The 673-nt window shown below is 42.9% G+C and carries 1 protein-coding gene; it reads left to right on the top strand.

Features of this window, described 5'->3' with window-relative positions:
* Positions 1 to 74 precede the first annotated feature (74 nt).
* On the top strand, positions 75 to 673 hold a 599-nt coding region (locus QL919_RS14130), incomplete at its 3' end, for an IS1 family transposase (protein WP_290190101.1).

The following is a 673-nucleotide window of genomic DNA, read 5'->3' as shown; positions in this document are numbered from 1 at the left end:
GGTGGTGTATCAAAAAGTATGCTGGAGTAATAAAGGGAGGGTGACAGTCAAAGCAAGATGATATATTTGAGGTTATGAAGACACAAATACAGATCAATTGCCCCGACTGTCACAGTCCCAGTTTAAAGAAAAATGGCATAAAAAGCTATGGCAAGCAGAACTACCAATGCAAGGACTGCAAACGCCAATTTATTGGCGATCATGCGGTAACCTATAACGGCTGTCACTCTAGAATAGAAGATCTCATACGACTGATGACTGTCCGAGGTTGTGGTGTTAGAGACATAGCCGTTATAGCCAAGGTTAGCATTGGTAAAGTACTTGGCACCATAGGCTCATCTGTTTATAAGATCGCGCCTAAGAAGCGATATTATGAACGCTTAGAGGTTGATGAGTTCTGGACTTACGTGTATCGCAAGAAGCGTAAAGTCTGGCTCATCTACGCTTATGACCGTGCTACTAATGAGATTGTCGCTTATGTCTGGGGCAAACGTGACCTAAAAACGGCTAAGAAGTTAAGAGCACGTTTAAAGCAGCTTACAGTCAGCTATGGCTCGATTAGCATGGACAACTGGGACAGTTTTATAACCGCCTTTAAAAGTGATAACAAACGAATTGGCAAACAGCATACGGTAGGCATTGAAGGCAATAACTGCCGTCTTAGACACCGATT

Origin of the sequence: Psychrobacter sp. APC 3426, assembly GCF_030408035.1 — a bacterium.
Taxonomy (GTDB): Bacteria; Pseudomonadota; Gammaproteobacteria; order Pseudomonadales; family Moraxellaceae; genus Psychrobacter.
This window is presented reverse-complemented; position numbering and strand designations above follow the sequence as displayed.